Source organism: Azospirillum argentinense, assembly GCF_000632475.1.
GTDB lineage: Bacteria > Pseudomonadota > Alphaproteobacteria > Azospirillales > Azospirillaceae > Azospirillum > Azospirillum baldaniorum.
The window spans coordinates 225,457-241,118 of the sequence record NZ_CP007796.1; the positions used below are offsets into that span (position 1 = coordinate 225,457).

General features: G+C 71.6%; 12 protein-coding genes and 1 pseudogene. 4 read left to right on the forward strand and 9 right to left on the reverse strand.

The annotated features are described in order from the left end of the window. On the reverse strand, nucleotides 1-756 hold the full coding sequence (locus tag ABAZ39_RS27275) for an SDR family oxidoreductase (RefSeq protein WP_014199259.1): 756 nt from the start codon (nucleotides 754-756) through the stop codon (nucleotides 1-3). A gap of 126 nt (nucleotides 757-882) precedes the next feature. Between ABAZ39_RS27275 and ABAZ39_RS27280 the strand changes: the two genes are divergently transcribed. Beyond that, nucleotides 883-1,491: a TetR/AcrR family transcriptional regulator gene (locus tag ABAZ39_RS27280; RefSeq protein ID WP_040137459.1), complete on the forward strand. Its 609-nt coding sequence runs from the start codon at nucleotides 883-885 to the stop codon at nucleotides 1,489-1,491. A gap of 16 nt (nucleotides 1,492-1,507) precedes the next feature. Here the strand turns inward: ABAZ39_RS27280 and ABAZ39_RS27285 are convergent, their stop codons facing one another. From ABAZ39_RS27285 to ABAZ39_RS27310, 7 genes and pseudogenes are all read right to left on the reverse strand, one after another. Continuing rightward, entirely contained in the window at nucleotides 1,508-2,296 is a 789-nt protein-coding gene (locus ABAZ39_RS27285; protein WP_040137460.1) for an ATP-binding cassette domain-containing protein, read from the reverse strand. Continuing rightward, a complete protein-coding gene (locus tag ABAZ39_RS27290; RefSeq protein WP_051658623.1) occupies nucleotides 2,293-3,396 on the reverse strand; it encodes a siderophore-interacting protein in 1,104 nt (367 codons plus the stop codon). Before ABAZ39_RS27290 ends, ABAZ39_RS27285 begins: the two co-directional genes overlap by 4 nt. Then, the gene (locus tag ABAZ39_RS37235; protein WP_247881795.1) at nucleotides 3,396-4,328 is read right to left on the reverse strand and encodes an iron chelate uptake ABC transporter family permease subunit; all 933 of its coding nucleotides are present in this window, start codon (nucleotides 4,326-4,328) and stop codon (nucleotides 3,396-3,398) included. Before ABAZ39_RS37235 ends, ABAZ39_RS27290 begins: the two co-directional genes overlap by 1 nt. Nucleotides 4,329-4,464: 136 nt before the next feature. Then, nucleotides 4,465-5,226, reverse strand: a pseudogene (locus ABAZ39_RS37240) (iron chelate uptake ABC transporter family permease subunit); the annotation flags it as partial. Beyond that, nucleotides 5,219-6,157 carry an ABC transporter substrate-binding protein gene (locus tag ABAZ39_RS27300; RefSeq protein WP_051658624.1) on the reverse strand — a complete coding sequence of 313 codons (939 nt, stop codon included), beginning with the start codon at nucleotides 6,155-6,157 and terminating at the stop codon, nucleotides 5,219-5,221. The pseudogene ABAZ39_RS37240 and the gene ABAZ39_RS27300, both read right to left, overlap by 8 nt. Nucleotides 6,158-6,176: 19 nt before the next feature. Next, nucleotides 6,177-8,423 carry a TonB-dependent siderophore receptor gene (locus tag ABAZ39_RS27305; protein WP_040137461.1) on the reverse strand — a complete coding sequence of 749 codons (2,247 nt, stop codon included), beginning with the start codon at nucleotides 8,421-8,423 and terminating at the stop codon, nucleotides 6,177-6,179. A 121-nt stretch (nucleotides 8,424-8,544) separates the two neighbouring features. Further along, nucleotides 8,545-10,197, reverse strand: a complete 1,653-nt coding sequence (locus tag ABAZ39_RS27310) for a cyclic peptide export ABC transporter (RefSeq protein ID WP_040137462.1) — start codon at nucleotides 10,195-10,197, stop codon at nucleotides 8,545-8,547. Nucleotides 10,198-10,405: 208 nt separating this feature from the next. On the opposite strand from ABAZ39_RS27310, the gene ABAZ39_RS27315 reads away from it, so the two are divergent. Continuing rightward, the gene (locus ABAZ39_RS27315) at nucleotides 10,406-11,398 is read left to right on the forward strand and encodes a FecR family protein (RefSeq protein WP_040137463.1); all 993 of its coding nucleotides are present in this window, start codon (nucleotides 10,406-10,408) and stop codon (nucleotides 11,396-11,398) included. Between the two features lie 37 nt (nucleotides 11,399-11,435). Here ABAZ39_RS27315 and ABAZ39_RS27320 read toward each other — a convergent pair whose 3' ends face one another. Beyond that, on the reverse strand, nucleotides 11,436-13,853 hold the full coding sequence (locus ABAZ39_RS27320) for a TonB-dependent siderophore receptor (RefSeq protein WP_063922751.1): 2,418 nt from the start codon (nucleotides 13,851-13,853) through the stop codon (nucleotides 11,436-11,438). Nucleotides 13,854-14,007: 154 nt separating this feature from the next. Between ABAZ39_RS27320 and ABAZ39_RS27325 the strand changes: the two genes are divergently transcribed. Together ABAZ39_RS27325 and ABAZ39_RS33495 are read left to right on the forward strand one after the other, a co-directional pair. Continuing rightward, nucleotides 14,008-14,541: an RNA polymerase factor sigma-70 gene (locus ABAZ39_RS27325; protein WP_040137464.1), complete on the forward strand. Its 534-nt coding sequence runs from the start codon at nucleotides 14,008-14,010 to the stop codon at nucleotides 14,539-14,541. A gap of 175 nt (nucleotides 14,542-14,716) precedes the next feature. Beyond that, a complete protein-coding gene (locus ABAZ39_RS33495) occupies nucleotides 14,717-15,655 on the forward strand; it encodes a hypothetical protein (RefSeq protein WP_051658626.1) in 939 nt (312 codons plus the stop codon). Nucleotides 15,656-15,662: the final 7 nt, after the last annotated feature.

Below are 15,662 nucleotides of genomic sequence, written 5' to 3' on the forward strand. Positions count from 1 at the left end.
TCACTGCACCGTCAGCCCGCCGTCGACGTTGATCGACTGACCGGTGATGAAGGACGCGGCGTCGGAGCACAGCCAGACCACGGTGTCGGCGACCTCGCGCGGCTGGCCGACGCGCCCGACCGGGTGCAGCGGGCCGAGCGCCGCATTCACCGCCTCTTCGCCACCGAAGGAACCGGCGCTCATCGGCGTCTGGATGATCGCCGGGCAGACGGCGTTGACGCGCACGCCGGACTTGGCGACCTCGATGGCGACGCTGCGGGTCATGCCCTCGACCGCCGCCTTGCTCGCGGAATAGACGCTGTTGCCGGCCAGCCCGATCTGGCCCAGCACCGAGCCGGTGGACACGATGGCGCCCTTGCCCTGCCGCAGCATGATCGGCAGCTCGTGCTTCAGGCACAGCCAGACGCCCTTGATGTTGACGGCGACCATGCGGTCGAAGTCGGCCTCCGTCGTGTCGGCCACCGAGCGGCCGAAATGGATGCCGGCGTTGTTGAAGGCGTAGTCGAGCCGGCCGTGGTCCCGCTCGATCCGGGCGAACAGGGCGGCGACCTCCTCGGCGTCGGCGACGTCGGCCTGGACGAAGACGGCGCGCCCGCCGGCCTGCCGGACGAGGTCCACCGTCTCCAGTCCCTCCGCCTCGCGCCGCCCGGTGACGATGGCCGTGGCGCCCGCCTTGGCGAAGGCCAGCGCGGTCGCCCGCCCGATGCCCGAGGTGCCGCCGGTGACCAGGGCCACGCCGCCGCTCATATCCGTCATTGTCCTCTCCATGCTCGCTGGGTTATGATGATGGTTATCATGAATGGACTTATTCATGACGTCCATCATGAATATCGCCGCGACCTCCCACGATGAGGGCGTGGCAGCCATGCACAGGGTGACGACGTGAAGGTTTCCAAGGAAAAGGCGGCGGAGAACCGGGCCGCCATCGTCAAGGCGGCGGGACGCCTGTTCCGCGAGCGCGGGTTCGACAAGGTCGGGGTGGCGGAGATCACCAAGGCCGCCGGGCTGACCCATGGCGGCTTCTACGGCCATTTCGCCTCGAAGGACGCGCTGGCCGCCGAGGCGTGCGAGGCCGCCTTCGCGGAGAGCCTCGGCCGGCTGCCCGCCGACGAGGCGTCGCCGGAGGGGGCGCTCGGCGCCTTTCTGACGCGCTATCTGAGCGACCGGCACCGCGACCGACCGGATGCCGGCTGCCCGATGGCCGCCTTCGCCGGGGAGGTGGCGCGGCAGGACCCCGCGGTGCAGGAGCGCTTCGGGGCCGGCGTCGAGCGCTTCTTCGCGGCATTGGAGAAGCGCCTGCCGGAGCGGGACGGGGAGGGTGACGCCGGCCGCCGCGACCGCGCCATCGCCATCGTGTCGGCTCTGGTCGGCGGCATGGCGCTGGCCCGCGCCACCGCGCCGACCGATCCAGACCGGTCGGCGGAGATTCTGGCGGCGCTGCGCCGTCAGCTCGGCATCTTGGGAGACGGCGTGGGAGATGGCGGGGCGTGAGCGCGCCCGCCGGTGCTCAGCGCACCAGCGCGACCGGCTCGCCGCTGTCCGGGTGGGGGATCACCGCCATCGGCACCCCGTAGATGGCGTCCAGCCGGGCTGGCGTCATGATCTCGGCCGGACGTCCGCGGTCGATCAGCCGCCCGCCCTGCAGGGCGACGATGTCGTCGCAGAAGCGCGCCGCCATGTTCACGTCGTGCAGCACCGCGACCACCCCGATGCCGCGCTCGCGCGACAGGCGGCGGACCAGGGCCAGCACCTCCACCTGATGGGCGACGTCGAGCGCCGAGATCGGCTCGTCGAGCAGCAGGCAGCCGGCGTCCTGCGCGATCAGCATGGCCAGCCACACCCGCTGCCGCTCGCCGCCCGACAGGCTGTCGACCAGCCGGTCGGCGAAGGGCGCGGTGTCGGTCAGCGCCAGCGCCTCCTCCACCTTGCGGGCGTCCTCCGCGCGGAAGGCGCCGAGCGCGCCGTGCCAGGGATAGCGGCCGAGCGCCACCAGCTCGCGCACCAGCAGGCCGGACGCCGCGGGCATGTGCTGCGGCAGGTAGCCGATGCGGCGGGCGAGCGCCCGCTGCCGCCAGCGGTCCAGGGGCCGGCCGTCGAACAGCACCCGACCGCCGCTCGGCGGCTGCTGGCGGGCGAGGATCTTCAGCAGCGTCGATTTGCCGGAGCCGTTGTGGCCGATCAGCGCGGTCACCCGGTGGGGGAACAGGTCGCAGGACGGCAGGTCGAGCAGCAGACGCCCCGGCAAGGCGAAGCGCACCCCGTCGAGGCGGAACATCGGCTCCATGGCGGGCGTCATGCCGACCTACCCGGTGGGGTGCGCCGCCAATAGGCGACGGCGAGCATGCGGTCGCGGTCGATGCCGCGCCCGCGCAGATGCTCGCGCAGCCGGGCGAGGTCGTCGAACTCGCAGGCGATCCAGGCGAACAAAGTGGCGCTGTCCGCCGGGAGGGTCAGGGCACGCACCGCCTCGACCAGCGGGCTCGCCATCCCGGCGCTCCGGCGATGCAGCCAGCGGACAGCGATTCCCGTGGGGGCCTGCAACGGCAGCTCGTCCGCCGCGTCCTCCACCTCGATCAGGGCGGTGCCGCGGGCGTCGCCGGGTAGCTCCTCCAGGATGCGGGCGATGGCGGGGAGGGCGGTCTCGTCGCCGGCCAGCAGGTACCAGGAGGCCGGACGGATGCCGAGCCCGTAGGGGCCGGACATGCCGCAGAGGTCGCCGGGCCGCGCCCGCCGGGCGAAGTCGGCGCCGGGCGCCTCGCCGGAATGGCCGTCATCATGGCCGCCGTCCTCGTGAAGGACGACGTCGATGTCCAACTCACCGGCGTCGGCATCGACGCGCCGCAGGGTGTAGTAGCGGACCGCCGGCCGGCGCTCGGGTTCGGGCAGGACCGGCCGCCCGTCGGGACCGGGGCGCGGCCAGGACGGCACCTCCTGCCCCGGCGGCGGCAGGTAGAGGCGGACATGCAGGTTGTCCGACGTCGCGAAGCGGCCGAGGTCGCGGCCGTGGAAGGTGATGCGGCGCAGGCGCGGGGTCAGGTCGCGGACGGCGGCGACGCGGATTTCGCGGAAATCGGCGAACAGCGCCCCGGTCTCGACGTCGCCGGTCCAGACGATCCTCGCGTCCTCCCCGAGCAGGCCGAGCAACTGCTCGGTGACCGAGCCGCGGAACCGCTCCAGGAGGCCGCGGTCGTCCGATTCCGCCCGCAGACGCAGGGCGTCCGTGCCCACGGTCAGCGTCAGGCGGCCGAACGGTCCGTCCGTCGTCCGGCGGTCGCCGTCGCGGGTGAAGGTCAGGCCGTAGGGCTCCGAGGCGGCGACCAGCCAGTCCGCCGCGGCGGCGGGGGTGTCGGGGAGGAGGTCTTGGGGAATCGCGGTGTCGCAGAGGAAGCGGATCATCAGCGCCGTCCCAGAAGCCAGAGGAGGAAGGGGCCGCCGATCACGGACGCGAGCAGCCCGGCCGGCACTTGATAGGGGAAGAGGACGCCGCGTCCAAGCCAGTCGGCGGCCAGCATGACCAGCCCGCCGAGCAGGGCGGAGCCGAGGAGATGGGCCGCCGCCCGCTGCAGGCCGAGCATGCGGGCGAGGTGCGGCGCCATCAGCCCGACGAAGCTCAGCGGCCCGACGATCAGCGTCGCCGCGGCGGTCAGCAGGGCCGACAGGCTGAACAGGACGGCGCGGCTGAGCGGCGGGCTGACCCCCAGCGCCGCCGCCACCCCGCCGCCGAGCGGCAGCAGGTCGAGCCAGCGCGCCACGAAGGGGATGGCGGCGATGGCGAGCAGAGCCAGCAGCGCCGCCGCCAGCGCGTCGGTCGGGCCGACCATGTAGGTCGAACCGGACAGCCAGGTGACGAGCGTCTGCAGGCGCGGGTCGTGCCCGGCCATCAGGACGGCGACGACGACCCCGGAGATGGAGCTGGTGGCGATCCCGGCCAGCAGCAGCCGGTCGGGCGAGAAGCCGTCCTTGCGGCCGAGCGCCAGCATCGCCGTCAGCACCGCCGCCGCTCCCGCCCCGCCGGCCAGGATCTGGGCGCCGCGGCCGGGGATTTCGGTGGAGAACATCAGAACGATCACGCCGAGGATCGCGCCGGAGGACACGCCGAGGATTTCCGGCGCCGCCAGTGGGTTGCCGGTCATCCGCTGCAGCGTGGCGCCGGCCACCGCCAGCATCACCCCGCCGGCCAGCGCCGCCAGCGCCCGCGGCAGGCGCCAGGGCTCCACCGCGGCAAGGGCGCTGCCGGCACTCCACTCCCAGCCGTCCGGACCGCGGCCGGCGGCGACCGCCGCCCACAGGGCCAGCGGCAGCAGCAGGGCACCGGCGGCGAGCAGCAACGCCGGGCGGTGCGCCCGCGGCGGCGGTGCTGTGGCGGCCGTGCGTCCGATCCTCGCTGGTCGAGAAGGCCGCGCCCACACGAACGATGGTCGGGGCGGCCAGCCCGACGAAGCTGACCACGCCGACGGCGGCGACGCTCAACGCCGCCAGCATCACCGCGATCACCAGACCGGCCAGCCGGGCCCCCGCCACCGACAGGCCCAGGCTGCGCGCCCCGCCCTCGCCGAGGCCGAGCAGGACCAGCGGGCGCAGGACCAGCGCGGCGGCGAGCGCCAGCACCGCCAGCCGCGGCGCCAGGAAGGCGGCCGTGCTCCAATCCTGCTGGTCGAGAAAGCCGGCGCCCCACAGGAACAGGCCGATCAGCAGGTCGTGGTTGAACAGCACCATCACGCCGCTGACCGACCCGGCGTAGAGGCTGAGGACGAGGCCGGCGAGAACGACGGTGACCGGCGACAACCCCTTGCGCCAGGACAGCGCCAGCAGCGCCGCCGCCGACAGCCCGGCGCCGGCCAGCGCCACCCATTCCCGCCCCAGCGCCAGCGCGTCGGGCAGCCACAGCGTGGCGACGGCGAGCGACAGGTGGGCGCCGGCGGAGATGCCCAGCGTGGCGGGCTCGGCCAGCGGGTTGCGCAGGACCTGCTGGAGGATGGCCCCGGCGAGCCCCAGCGCCGCCCCGACCAGCAAGGCGACCGCGAAGCGCGGGAACAGGACGTAATGGGCGGCGAGCTGGTCGAGCCGTCCCGGGTCGGGAGCGACGAGCGCCCGCCACCACAGCCCGGCCGGCAACTGCCGCTCAAGGACGAGGGCGGACACCAGCCCGGCCAGCAGGAACAGGCCGATGACCGGCCAGGCGGGACCGAAGCGGCGGGACGGGGGTGCCATCGCGGTGTCAGCCATGATGCGGCGCCAGCCCTTCGCCGAGAAGGCGGGCGAAACGCTCCGCCGCCGGGACGCCGCCGTAGAACAGGATGGGCGGCAGGATGGTGACCCGGCCTTCGCGCAGGAAGGGCAGGCCGGCGAACAGCGGCAGGGCGGCCAGCGTCTCCAGCGCCCGCCCGCCCTCGCTGCCGATGTTGACCAGCCCGGCGTCGGGGCGCCCGGCCAGACGGTCCATGGTCACCGTGGCGTGGCCGTAGGGGCCGCTGGGGCCGGTCCAGGCGTTCGCGATGCCCAGCCGGTCGAGGACGTCGTGATAGAGGCTGTTGCGCCCGTGGATGAGGACGCGCCGCCCGTCGAGGACGCTGAGGATGTAGAGCGGGCGCGGCTCCCATCCGGAGAGCCGGTCGCGCGCCGCCGCCAGAGTGCGGTCGAGCCGGGCGACCGCCCGCTCCGCCGCCTCCGGCACGCCGAGGCCGGCGGCCAGCCCGCGCAGCGACGCGACGGCGAAGGCGAGTTGTCCACCGGGCTGCCCGTCTCCGTCGGACCGGGTGTCGAAGGGCGGATGGACGGTGACCGGGGCGATCCGTTCCAGCCGGCCCTGCACCGCCGACAGCGCGCCGTCGCTGACGAAACGCGCCGGGGCCAGCCGGTCGAGCAGCTCCAGGTTCGGCTCCGCCCGCGCGCCGATGTCCGGAACGCCGTCTGGCACCGCCGGTTCGACCACCGCCCGGCGGTAGCGGTCAAGCTCGGGCAGGCCGCGGGGAACGATGCCCAGCGCCAGCAGGGCCTGCGCGCTCGTCCAGTCGAGCGCGCAGAGTCCGCTGTCCGTCCTTCGCTCCGCCGCCCGCGCGCCGCCGGCCATCAGGCCGGCAGAGAGCAGGACGGCAGGGAGCAGGGCGGCGGTGCGGAGGACGCGGCGCCGGCCGACGGTGCCGTTGATGCCGGGCATCGGGGACAAGGGGCCGGCCTTACCAGCTGTACTTCAGCGTCGCCAGGACTTGGCGGCGGTTGCCGTACAGCACCGTGTTGTCGTAGAAGCCCGGCGAATAGTACTTTTTGTCGGTCAGGTTGCTGACGTTGAGCGCGGCGCTGGCCCCCGCCAGCTCCGGACGCAGGGCGCCCAGGTCGTAGCGGATGGCGGCGTCGATCAGCGCGTGCTCGGGGATGGACGCGGTGTTGGCGATGTTCTTGGACGAGCCGACATAGCGCACCCCCGCCCCGAGGCCGAGCCCGTCGAGCGGACCCGCCTTGAAGGTGTAGTCGCCCCAGGCCGAGGCCATGTGGCGCGGAATCCCCTTCGGCCGCAGCCCGACCGAGCTGGTGGAGGAGCCGACGGCCGGGTTGTCCTTGGTGATCTCGGCGTCGATGAAGGCGTAGGAGGCGATCAGGCTGAACGCCTCCGTCAGCGCCATCTTGCCCTCCAGCTCGACGCCGCGGCTGCGGATCTCGCCCTCCTGCACGGCGTAGCCGCTGTAGAGCGGGTCGTTGGTCGACACGTTCTGCTGGGTGATGTGGTAGAGCGAGGCGGAGATGAAGCTGTTCCAGCCCGTCGGCTGGTACTTCACGCCGACCTCGTACTGCGTGCCGGTGGTCGGCTTGAAGGTGCCGCCGCCGCGTTCCGGCGCCAGCGTGCCGGTGCTCGGCTGGAACGAGGTCGCGAAGCTGGCGTAGGGCGCGATGCCGTTGTCGAAGACGTAGCCGAGGCCGGCGCGCCCGGTGAAGTCGTGGTCGCGCGTGGTCTGGAAGCCGTTGGAGAGGTAGTCGACCTCCTTGCCGATCACCCAGTCCTGACGGCCGCTGAGCGTCAGGATCCAGTTGTCGTAGCGCAGCTGGTCCTGGAGGTAGGCGCCGATCTGGGACAGCTTGCTCTTCCCGTTCACCCAGGGGTCGGCGTAGATGAACTCCGTCCCCGGATAGGTCGGGTTGAAGATGTCTACGACCAGCGAATTCAGCGTGTTCCGCCGCGTCTCCTTGCCGGAGTAGTAGCCGTAATCGACGCCGGCCAGGATGGTGTGCGAGACCGGGCCGGTGGTCAGCTTGCCCTGGATGTTGCTGTCGATCAGGTAGGTGTCGGTGTTCTTCGGGCGGTCCTGCAGCCCCACCGGGTAATAGCGGCCGTCCACCAGCTCGACCGGCCATTCGGTGCTGAAGGCGGACTGGAAGCTGACCCGGGAATGCATGTAGCGGGCGTTCTGGTGGATCGTCCAGCTCGGGCTCAGCTCATGCTCGACCTCGTAGCCGATCGACGTGTTCTTCACCCGCCAGTCGGACACGCCCGGAACGCCGAAATAGAGGTCGGTGCCGATCAGGTCGAGCGCGCTGCGCGGGATGCTCTGCTCCGACCCGCTCATCTTCAGCGACTGGTAGCTGGCGAGCAGGGTCAGCTTGGTCCTGTCGGTCGGCTTGAAGGTCACCGCCGGCGCGATGTAGAGGCGGTCGTCCGGCGCGTGGTCCACCTGGGTGTCGGACAGGCGGCCGAGCCCGGTCAGGCGGTACAGCACCTTGCCCTCGCCATCGACCGGCCCGCCGAGATCGAAGGCGGCCTGACGGCGCTTGTAGCTGCCGGTCTGAAGCTGGATTTCGTGCAGCGGCGCGGCGGTCGGCCGCTTGCTGGTCAGGTTCACGACGCCGCCGGGCGCGGTCTGGCCGAACAGGACCGACGAGGGGCCCTTCACGATGTCGACGCGCTCCAGCCCGTAGGGCTCGAAATTGGTGTCGTAGTTGTTGAAACCGGCCCGCAGCCCGTCGCGGTAGATGCCGAACAGGCTGAAGTCGCGGAAGCCGCGCATCGAGAAGTCCGGGGCGCCGGGGCCGCCCGGATAATCGACCACGACGATGCCGGGCGAGTAGGCGACAGCACCGCCGAAATCCTGAACGGCGCGCTGGTCCATCTCCTCGCGGGTGACGACGGAGATGGTCTGCGGAATCTCGACGAGCGGCGTGTCCACCTTGGTGCCGACGGCGCTGCGCGTCGCGACATAGCCGTCGGTGCCGCCGACGACGCCCTGGACGGTGAGCGGGGCGAGAACCGTGGCGTTGCCGGCTGATCCGCCGCCAGCCTGTCCGGCGTCCGGCTGCTGCGCCAGGGCGGTTGGCTGATGCGCCAACGCCGTCATTCCCGCCATCGTCGTCGCCAGCAGGAACGCCTTCAGACGCCCGCGCGTGCCCGTCGCCGGACGGACGGCCGCTGCGGCCGCACCAACCCCAATCTCCATCTCCAAACCCCCGAATGACGCTCGATCCGGCGGGTTCCGCGTCCTGCGAAACCCGTCTCCTGGCTCTAAGACGAAGGGGGTAGGCGGAACTTAAGGGGATTCTTTCATCGCCGTGAAATTTTTAGCGGGTGAATTCCTCCTGGGCGACCATTCCGGCGGTCAGCCGGAGCAGATGGTTGGCCACGTCGAAATAGCGGTCGTCGTGGGAGATGACGATGATCGTCTTGCCCATCGCCTTCAGACTGGGCAGCAGCTCGGTGTAGAAGATCCTGCGGAAGGCCGGGTCCTGGTCGGCGGCCCATTCATCGAACACCAGCACCGGCCGCCCCTCCGTCCAGGCCTGGAGCAGGGCCAGCCGCTTGCGCTGGCCGGTGGACAGGTCGGTCGTGCTGAACACCCCGTCGATCAGACTGACCTTGTGGGCGATCTCCAGCCGCTCCAGATAGGCCTGGGCTTCCTCCGGCACGTTTCCGCCCGCCTGGATCAGGTCGTCGAACAGGAAATAGTCGGCGAAGATGGTGGTGAAGAGCTGGCGGTAGTCGTCGCGCGTTTCCGGCGTGACCGGGGTGCCGTTCAACAGGATGTCCCCGTCCTGCGGGGCGTAGAGGCCGAGCAGCATCTTGATCAGCGTGGTCTTGCCGCAGCCGTTCTCGCCGACGATGAACAGGATCTCGCCGCGCCCGACGCGCAGCGACACGGGGCCGAGCACGAAGGGCTCCACGTCCGGCCCGGCCGGTGGGTAGGCGTAGCGGGCGTCGCGCAGTTCCAGCGAGTCGATGGTTTCGGGCGGGCGTCCGTCGTCCTTCATCAGCAGATGCGGCTCCGGCGAGGCGAAGGCCGCCGACAGCTCGGCGATGCGGCGGAAGGCGACCTGGGCGCGACTGACGATGGGCAGGGTGCCGATCAGATGCTCCAGCGGCCCCTTCATGTAGAGCAGGACCAGGATGAAGCCGCTGAGCGTCCCGCGGTCGGTGCTGGGCCACAGCGCCTCGACGCCGAGCGCCACCCCGATGACGATGAAGAACAGGGTGGAGCCGAACCCCTTGGCGACGACGAAGAGGGTGATCGAGCGGATCTGGACCTCGCAGATGCGGTCGATGGTCCCGCGCAGCGCCTCGCTTTGCAGGCGCAGCCGGCGCGGCCGGTTGATGCGCAGCTCCTTCGCCCCTTCCGCCAGCGAGCGGTAGTGCTTCTGCAATTCGTCCTCGTGGGCGCGCGCCTCCTGGAAGCCGTCGATGCCACGGCCGCGCGCGACGTACTGCACGGCGCTGCCGATCAGGATGGCCGCCGCCGTCGCCAGGAACATCGGCCAGGACAGCAGCGCCAGATAGACGAGGCTGCCCAGCGTGACGCTGAGCGACACCGCCAGCGGCGCGAAGACGAAGGCGAAGTCGCTGATGGTGTCCACGTCGTGGGTCAGCACCGGGATCAGGCGGTGGCTGCGGTAGCGCTCCAACTGGTCGATTGGTGCTGTCAGGATGCGGTCGCCCAGATCCTTGCGCAGCCGCGCGATGACCCGCTGCCCGATCCGGTTGGTGCCGATGTCGGACAGGACCGAGCCGGCCAGCGCCAGCGCGCACAGCCCGGCGAAGGCGAGCAGGAGTCCGGCGCCGGGGCTGTCGCCGGCGTGCAGGATGCGGTTGATGGCGGCCAGCAGCCCGGTCACGCTGAGCCCGCCCAGCACCCCCAGCAGGGTGGCGGCGGTCAGCAGCGGCCAGAAGGGGCGCAGGAGGTGGAGCAGTGCGGCAAGGCTGGAACGGGGGGACGTCGGCATCGGGGTTCCTGGGGGACGGGGCGACAGGCGGCCGCGCGACGACTCCGCCGGGAAGGCGGACGCGCACGGCCCTGACGACTAGGACGAACGAGCGGGGCAAAACTGAAGCGGCCCCGGCGGAGCGGTCGCGGCGATCCGCCCCGTCTTGCGGTGTGGTCCCGGTCTGCCCTATAGCTGGCACACGATTTCCGGAGCCGAGCGCGCCTGTATGCCTCCGTCCCATCCTTCCGACGACGACCGCGTGACCGAAGAGGCGGCGGACTGGTGCCTGCGCCTGCAAGCGGAGGAGGTGAGCGACGCCGACCGGGCCGCCTTCGAGCGCTGGTGCCGGGACGACCCGCGCCATCTGGCGGAATTCGACGCGATGCGGGAGCTGTGGGGCCTGTCCGCCGGACTGCGGCCGCGGGTGGCCGCGACCCCCGCTCCGGCACGGCCCGTCGAGGCGGTGCGCTCTCCCAGTGTCCGGGCGCCGAAACAGCGGCGCTGGGCGCTGGCGGCCTGCGTCGCGGCGGTCCTGGCCGTCGGCTGGCCGGTGGGCTGGTCGTTCGGTGTGCTGCCCGGCAGGGTGGATGTCTTCCTTGGCGGCGACCGGCACCGCGTGGTCGGTCTGCCCGACGGCTCGACGGTGGACCTGAACGTCCGCACCACCCTGTTCTACGCCCAGTTCCGCGACCGCCGCAGCGTCCTGATGGACCATGGCGAGGCCTATTTCGCGGTCGCGGGCGACGCCGCGCGGCCCTTCACCGTCTTCACCGCCGCCCATCGGGTCCGGGTGACGGGGACGCGGTTCAACGTCTGGGCCAACGACGGCGAGCTGGCCGTGACGCTGGCTGAAGGCGCGGTGACCGTGAGCGCCGCCGCCGCGGTGGGGGAGGAGCCCCTGCGGCTGACGCCGGGCCAGCAGGGCCGCTTCGCCCGCGACAGCCGGTTCGGCAGCGTCGCGCGCGTCGATCCGACGCGGGTCCTGTCCTGGCGCGAGGGCAAGCTGGTGTTCGACGACATCACCCTGGCCGAGGCGGTCCCGCTGCTGAATCCCTATCTGTCGCAGCCGCTGCGCCTGGCCGACCGCCGGGTCGGGGCGATGCGCATCGGCGGCGTGTACGACGTCGCCGACCTCGACCGCGTGGTGGCGTCGCTGCCGCGGGTGCTGCCGGTGACGATCGCCGCGAAGGACGGCGCGCTCCTCCTCTCCGCCCGCTGAGGCCGGGGGGCGGTCGCGCGGGTCACCAGCGGGCCGGTCACCAGCGGTAGGACAGGGTCGCCAGCACCGCCCGCCGGTTGCCGATGAAGACCGAATCCTCATAGAAGCCCGGCGAGAAATAGCGGCGGTCGAACAGGTTGGTCGCGGTCAGCGTCAGCCCGACCCCGTCGAGCGAGGGGCCGAGCCGGTCCAGCTCGTAGCCCAGGCTGACATCGACCAGCGTGTAGGCGGGGACGCGCACGCTGTTCGCGGCGTTGTACGTCGCGCCGACATACCGCACGCCGATGCCGGCGGTCAGGCCGTCGGCCGGTCCGTCCTCGAAACGCTGGCGCAGCCAGAGCGACGCGGCGTGGCGGGGGACCGAGGCCACCCGATGCCCGGTCTTGTCGGTGCCGCCGGGGGCGGGGGTGTCGCGGGTGACCCGCGCATCGGTGTGGGTGTAGGCCGCCGTCAGATCGGTCGTCTCGCCGACCGCCGTCCGCGCCTCCAGCTCGATGCCGCGCGACCGCGTTTCCCCGGTCTGGGTCAGATAACCGGGATGGTTCGGATCGGCGGCGGTGAGGTTGCGCTGCACCGCGCGGAACAGCGACGCGGTGAACAGCGCCTCGAAGCCCTCGGGCCGGTAACGCAGCCCGGTTTCGATCTGCGCGCCGCGGCTCGGCGAGAAGGGATGGCCTTGCGCGTCGCTGCCGCTGGTCGGCTGGAAGGAGGTCGAATAGCCGGCGTAGGGCGTCAGGCCGTTGTCGAAGCGGTGGGCGAGTCCGATGCGCTTGGTGAAGGCGCGGTCGAACTGCATCGTCTCCACCGGCACGCTGTCGGACAGCAGGCCGCGGACGTCCGTGCGGCTCCAGTCCAGCCGCCCGCCGAGCGTCAGCCGCCAGCCCCCGGCGGCGATCTCGTCCTGGAGATAGAGGCCGGTCTGGCGGATGCGGTCGGTCAGGTCGTTGAGCAGCGCCGCGTCCCAGGCGTAGGGGCCGCCATAGACCGGGGCGAAGACGTCGATCGGGTCGGCCACCGTGCCGTTCCGCCGCGTTTCATGCACCCGGTAGCGGGCGTGATCGGTGCCGGCCAGCAGGCTGTGGCGCAGCGGTCCGGTGGTGACGGCGCCTTGCAGGTTGGCGTCGGCCAGCAGGGTGGCGCTGGTCTTGGGCCGGTCCTGCAGCCCGAACCGGTAATAGCGGTCCGCCTCCAGCGCGCCGGAGTCCGACCAGCTCCACCGGTAGGCGACGCGGCTGCGGCTGTGGCGCAGGCTGTGGCGCAGCGTCCAGTCATCGGTCAGGGCGTGGCGGACCTCGTAGCCGGCCGAGAGGGTGCGCGAGCGGTAGGAACTCACCCCCGGATATCCCAGGAACAGGCTGGAATCGAGGCGGCCGTAGGGGTTGTCCAGCACCGTGCCCGACACCGGGAAGCTCTGCTCCGCCCCCATCTTGCGGAAATCGAGGAGGCTGGCGAGCAGGGTGATCTCGGTGCCCTCACCGGCCGACCAGGACAGCGCGGGGGCCACATAGAGGCGGTCATCCGGCGTGTGGTCGACCTGCGTGCCGCTGCGCCGTGACAGCGCGGTCAGCCGGTAGCGCAACGATCCCCCGGCGTCGATGCGGTCGCCGAGGTCGGCGGTGACCTGCCGCCGGTCATGGCTGCCGCCCTGGAGTTGGAGTTGGTGGAGCGGTTGATCGGTCGGGCGCTTGCTGGTCAGGGCGATGGCGCCGCCGGGCGGCATCGCGCCATAGATGGCGGAAGCCGGTCCCTTCAGCACCTCCACCCGCTCCACGCCGAAGGGCTCGTACTCCAGCCCATAGGGGTTGTAGCCGCTGCGCAGCCCATCGAGCAGGACGGCTTCGGAACTCTGGCGGAAGCCGCGGACATAGACGTCGATGGCGCCCTGGCCGCCGGGATAGTCGATGGGGCGCACGCCGGCGCTGTAGGCCAGCGCGCCGTTGATGTCCTGGACGTCGCGCCGGTCGAGATCGGCGCGCGTGACGATGGAGAGCCCCTGCGGCAGGTCTTCGACGGGGGTTTCGGTGCGGCCGACGCTTTGGTCGGGACTGGCGAGGCTCGCCGCCCGGCCGCTGTGCAGCGGTCGGGCCTCCACCGTCAAGGGGGGCAGGACGTCGGCGGTTTCCTGCGGCCGGCCGATGGTCGCCATACCGTCGCGCAGGTCGAAGGCCAGGCCGGTCCCGCTCAGCAGCTCGGCGAGGGCCGCCGCCGGGGCCATCCGTCCCGCCAGGGCGCGCGACCGGCGGCCTGACACGAGGTCCGGGCTGTAGAGGATTTGCAAACCGGTCTGCTGGCCGAAGCGGGTCAGTGCTTCGCCCAGCGGAAGGGCCGGGATGGCCAGCGGCCTGTCTTGGGACTTGGGCTGCATGGAATCGGACAAGGCGGCAGGCGGCGCGGCGAGCACCGACCAGCCAAGCGCCAGCCCGCCGAGCAGAAAGCCTGCGAGGCGCGGGGTCATCGAGAACTCGCGCAACTAATACTAGAAATCGCCGCAGGAATTTCTTCTTTTTCCTCATTTGCAAATGACTGTCAGTTGCATTAGCTTGCGACGGCTTGTCAAGCCTTGGGGATTGCTGCCCCGCCGCGGCGTCGCTTTGCACAAGGATCGTCCCATGCGACCGGTAGGAACCGCCGAGAACCAGACCCTGACCGACGTCTTCACGACGCATCGGCGGTCGCTGATCGGGGTGGCCGAGCGGATCACCGGGTGCCGCCACCACGCCGAGGACGTGGTCCAGGACGCCTTCCTGAAGCTTCTGGGAGCGGAATCGACCAGTTCCATCCGGGCCAAGGCGGGTTACCTGATGATGGTCGTGCGCAATCTGGCGATCGATCACTGCCGCCGGAAAGGCCTGGAATCGCGTCTGATGGCGGCGGAGGAGGAGGGGCAGGCGGTGAGCACGCCGGACGCGGCCTCGCCGGAAAGCGTGAACGTGAACCGCCAGCTCCTGCAGACGCTCGAATCGGCGCTGGCCGATCTGCCGGAGCGCACCCGCTATGCCTTCGAAATGCACCGGATCCACGGCCACAGCCAGAAGGACATCGCGGAGACCCTCGGCGTGTCGCCGACGCTGGTCAACGTCATGATCCGCGACGCGCTGGTTCACTGCCGCAAGGCGATGAAGCGGGTCGACCCGTCGCCCTGAGCGACGGGACGCCGCTGGACCGCGATGGTCGCTTGACCTGCGGCCCGGCAACGGCGTTACCTGTCCGCGACCAGACCGGGCGGGGACCAGATCGGGGATGCCGCGCGCCGCTCCGCCCGGGTTGGCCTTGCGGACCGAATGGACGGTTGCCGCTTTCCCCGGAGACCGCCCGCCCGTGAGCCACACCGCTTCCGTCCGTCCGCCGCTGGGCTCCGAGACTCCGTTGGACCGCCAGTTGCGGCTCTGGCAGGCCCACCGCCGCCTGGTTCCGCCCGACGAGGGGATGCGCGCCCTGACGGAGCGGTGGCTCGGCCCCCATCTTGCGGCCCTGGAAGCGCTGATGCTGGAACTGCGCCACGGCGTCGACCGGGATCGGGACGAGGGCCGGCTGACCTTCCCGAAGCGCCGCAACCCTTACCCCAAGGGCTTCTGCCGCGAGATCAGCGACGCCGTCTTCGAGCGGTTGCGCCGCCGGATCGCCGCGCCGGACACGCCGGTCACGCAGGCTCTGGCGGCCTTCGTCCGCGAGGGCGGCCACCTCTCGCCGATCTGGGGGGCGCTGCGCGGCAGCTACTTCCAGAACGCCATGCAGATCGGCGCGCTGTATGTCGACGCGGCCAACGACACCGTGACCGTCACCAAGCCCAAGGTCGAGATTTTGCCCCTGGAGGCGAGCGGACTCGAACCCGTCGTCGAGGTGGCCCATTTCGCCCGGATCGCGCAAGTCTACTGGGGCGGCACCCTGTGGGCGAACACCCTGTTCCCGCGGCTGGCGCCGGTCTTTCCCATCCTCCACATCGACCCGGACGGACGCCCCCGCCTGCACCCGGACAGCCTCGGGGTCTTCGCCGAGAACATGGCCGGCGGCTGCCGGTCGGCCCTGGCCTTCCTGGAGCAGGAACGCGACGGCGGGCGCGTTCTGCCGGCCGACGTCGCGGCGGCGCTCGCCCCATGGCGGAGCCATGGCCCCTGGTTCGAGGAGATGTGCCCGACGCCCGACTGGGAGCGGCTCCGCGCCTGTTTCGTCCAGGCGGCCGATCCGCAGGGGCCGTACCGTTCGGCCCAGGGCTTTCAGGGGATGATCGAGGCGGTCAAGCGCGCGGCGGCGGTGTAGCACGCCC

Excerpts from the sequence above, each read along its gene's own strand:
- ABAZ39_RS27275 (WP_014199259.1), bottom strand. The coding sequence starts at position 756 with ATGACGGATATGAGCGGCGGCGTGGCCCTGGTCACCGGCGGCACCTCG.
- ABAZ39_RS27285 (WP_040137460.1), bottom strand. The coding sequence starts at position 2,296 with ATGACGCCCGCCATGGAGCCGATGTTCCGCCTCGACGGGGTGCGCTTC.
- ABAZ39_RS27290 (WP_051658623.1), bottom strand. The coding sequence starts at position 3,396 with ATGATCCGCTTCCTCTGCGACACCGCGATTCCCCAAGACCTCCTCCCC.
- ABAZ39_RS27300 (WP_051658624.1), bottom strand. The coding sequence starts at position 6,157 with ATGCCCGGCATCAACGGCACCGTCGGCCGGCGCCGCGTCCTCCGCACC.
- ABAZ39_RS27305 (WP_040137461.1), bottom strand. The coding sequence starts at position 8,423 with ATGGAGATTGGGGTTGGTGCGGCCGCAGCGGCCGTCCGTCCGGCGACG.
- ABAZ39_RS27310 (WP_040137462.1), bottom strand. The coding sequence starts at position 10,197 with ATGCCGACGTCCCCCCGTTCCAGCCTTGCCGCACTGCTCCACCTCCTG.
- ABAZ39_RS27315 (WP_040137463.1), top strand. The coding sequence starts at position 10,406 with ATGCCTCCGTCCCATCCTTCCGACGACGACCGCGTGACCGAAGAGGCG.
- ABAZ39_RS27320 (WP_063922751.1), bottom strand. The coding sequence starts at position 13,853 with ATGACCCCGCGCCTCGCAGGCTTTCTGCTCGGCGGGCTGGCGCTTGGC.
- ABAZ39_RS27325 (WP_040137464.1), top strand. The coding sequence starts at position 14,008 with ATGCGACCGGTAGGAACCGCCGAGAACCAGACCCTGACCGACGTCTTC.